The organism is Shewanella sp. 10N.286.52.B9 (assembly GCF_002873635.1).
Taxonomy (GTDB): domain Bacteria; phylum Pseudomonadota; class Gammaproteobacteria; order Enterobacterales; family Shewanellaceae; genus Shewanella.
In genome coordinates this window covers 1-3019 of record NZ_MCTY01000213.1, presented here as the reverse complement: position 1 = coordinate 3019, position 3019 = coordinate 1, and the positions used below count along the sequence as shown (strand labels likewise).

Below are 3019 nucleotides of genomic sequence, written 5' to 3'. Positions count from 1 at the left end.
AATGTTCAGGCCTTCACCATATCCCATCCATTACGATGGGCGTTGGGCTACTATGCCGTCTGCTGACTTCTGCTTAATCACACGCCGAGTTACCCCGTCATGCGCTATCGGTTTCCATCTGATTCGCTCTTTTCAGTCGATGGCGCTGAAAAGCCAAGGCACTTATAAACCAGAGCCTTACTGGTTAATTACCGATCGCGTGTTAAGTAGATCTCCCCAGATAAGAACATGAACTTTCTTTGCACTGCTGCATCATTTACGGTGGCCATTAGATCACGTGGTTTCGTCGTCTTGTGCCAACTCACCTCTAGCCTACGCCTCATATGATGTTCTTGTTCATCAGCTCGCCTGTTGCCGATAAAAAAGTGCTAGCGGCTTCCTCCAGACCAATCCTCGCGGATAAGCCCTTGCCATTCGCTAGTAGTTAACGTTTAATAACAGTATGTTATTCTCTTTTAGAAAGAGTAACGGTGATCTTCCTACAGAGGACTTTCACCTCATTAGTTCATGCCCATGCTGGGCGTACACAAGAGCATTTAAACGGAATTAAAACAGTTTGCCATGTTTCGTTCCTCAACAAGTTTGGCAAACAATTTTAGTCCGCTTAATGTGGGCGTTATACGGTAATTCGAGCATTGCTCTGCATAGGTAATTATATTAATGAGAAAGGGAATATTCGTTGAAAAAAATTGATCTCCATTTGCATACAGTCCCTACATTTAGTGATGCGCACTTTGAATTTTCATTGGATAAGCTAAATGAATACGTTACGGTGACAGAGCTTGATGCTATTGCTATAACGAACCACGATGTTTTCGATCTCGCACAATTTCAAGAGATTCAAAAAGCCTTGGATTGCATAGTATTCCCAGGCATTGAAATTTATGTTGATAATGGTCATATCCTTCTCATTTCAGAGAATGAAAACTTAGATGATTTTCAACTTAAAGCTAATAAAGTATCTGAAAAAATAAAGAAGGCGGGAGATAATATAAATGTCGAAGAATTAATTCAGATATTTGGAAATCTTAATGATTATTTAATTATTCCTCACTACCAGAAAAAACCATCCATATCAAAAGACACCTTTGAACAACTACGCGCCTTCATAGATGCAGGAGAGGTTGACAGTCCAAAGAAATTTGTTCGAATGGCAAAGGATGATAATGAAATAACTCCTGTGTTATTTAGTGATGTAAGAATTAAAGAAGGTTTACGTAAGTTCCCCCCAAGGCAAACCTATATTGATTGTGGTGAATTAACAATAAGTGCAATCAAGCATAGTTTGAGTGATAGGAGCAAAGTTGCTTTATCAAAATCTGATGGAAATAAACTGTTCCAGATATTTGATGATGGTCAACAACTTTCTACTGGTTTGAATATTGTTCTCGGGGCAAGATCTTCTGGCAAAACTGTGACTTTAAATCGGATCAATGAGGAATGTAAAAACGTAAAGTATATTCCTCAATTTTCACTAGTGCAGAGAGATGATTCCAACTATGAAAAAGAATTCAATGAAGGTGTAGCTCGAAAGAAAAGCAATTTTGTTGACAAGCACTTAGCCCCTTTTAAAGCAGTATTAGATGATGTAAGTACCATAGATCTTATTACTAATCGACGCAAAGTGGATGAGTACCTTGAAACTCTAATGAAACAAGCAGAAGAGGTTAGTAAACGAGATGCTTTCTCTAAAGTTACTCTATTTAACGAGTCACAATTTGAAATAAGTGAAGAGACAGGACTTACTGACCTCATAACCTCTGTTCGACTATTAATTGAAAATATTGAGTACAGAGATGTAATTGATAAACATATAAATGTTGTTGATTTGAAGGCTCTAGCATGTGAGTTAATAGAATCTCTTTGGGAAAAAACACTTAGCACAAAGAAGAAAAACGTTGTTAATGAGGCAGTACGGGATGTAAAAAGTAAACTCAAACTTCGGTCTTCTAGCACACAAGTGAAAGATGTTGATTTGTACAAAGTAATGATTGAACATCAAAAGGCTTTGAAATTTAATCTAATTGCCAAACAACTACAGACTGAAAAAATTATTCATGAAGAAAACATTCAAGGCTTTAAAGTTGTTTGTAAGCAGCGAGCTTTTAACGGGGCTGGCGAAGTTAAAAATGTAAGTGGTAAGAAAGTCGCCTTTACTAGTGCCTACAAAGAATACTCTTCCCCATATAAATATCTTCTTGAGTTAAAAAACAATGAGGCGTTAACTCCTTCTGAGTTCTATAAATACTTTGCATGCATTGAATATGAAATTCTTAACAAAGATGGCTTTAAAGTATCAGGTGGCGAAAGATCAGAATTCAGACTGCTTCAAGAAATTAAGGATGCTCAAAACTATGACTACTTATTAATTGATGAACCCGAGTCTTCTTTTGACAACGTTTTTTTGAAAGGAGAAGTGAATCAAATATTGAAAGAGCTCTCACAAACTATGCCTATAGTTGTGGTAACACACAACAGCACCGTTGGAGCATCTATTAAGGCTGATTATGTAGTTTATACATCCAAAGAAGTTGAAAATGGTGAAATTGTATATCGAAGATATTCTGGGCACCCATCCGTTAAAGAGTTAAGTACTGTTGATGGAATAAAAATGGATAACTTCAAAGTGACTATAGACTCATTAGAAGCTGGTGAAACAGCATATACAGAAAGAAAGAGTGGTTATGAAAGCATTAAAAATTGAAAATTCTCAGGGATTCTTTTTGAAAGAAGACGGTAATTATGAATCTTTAGATAAATTAGATAAAACGATATTACTTCAACTAGTTAACATCGCTTTGGAAGATGATTACGTAATTGATGAATATGATGAATCTATACTTAAGAACCAAGCTCATCAAATCATTTACAAAAGTATTAGCGAAAAGCTTAATGATTTACATCTAAGGCGGCAACAGTTTCGTGATACTTCAGAAAACCTATACCTAGAAGAATATGAGAAATATAAGGCTCAGAGATGAACTAATGAGTTTAAAACCGTATAACAGATAAGGATAGG

General features: G+C 36.2%; 2 protein-coding genes. Both read left to right on the top strand.

Annotated features, from left to right (window positions below):
- The first annotated feature begins 679 nt into the window (after positions 1 to 679).
- Entirely contained in the window at positions 680 to 2704 is a 2025-nt protein-coding gene (locus BCU91_RS17750; protein ID WP_102532047.1) for a phosphotransferase, read from the top strand.
- Positions 2685 to 2981 (top strand): hypothetical protein, encoded by a 297-nt coding sequence (locus tag BCU91_RS17745; protein ID WP_102532046.1) that lies wholly within the window; start codon positions 2685 to 2687, stop codon positions 2979 to 2981. Before BCU91_RS17750 ends, BCU91_RS17745 begins: the two co-directional genes overlap by 20 nt.
- Positions 2982 to 3019: the final 38 nt, after the last annotated feature.

Coding starts and splice junctions, on each gene's coding strand:
- BCU91_RS17745 (WP_102532046.1), top strand. CDS start 2,685: ATGAAAGCATTAAAAATTGAAAATTCTCAGGGATTCTTTTTGAAAGAA.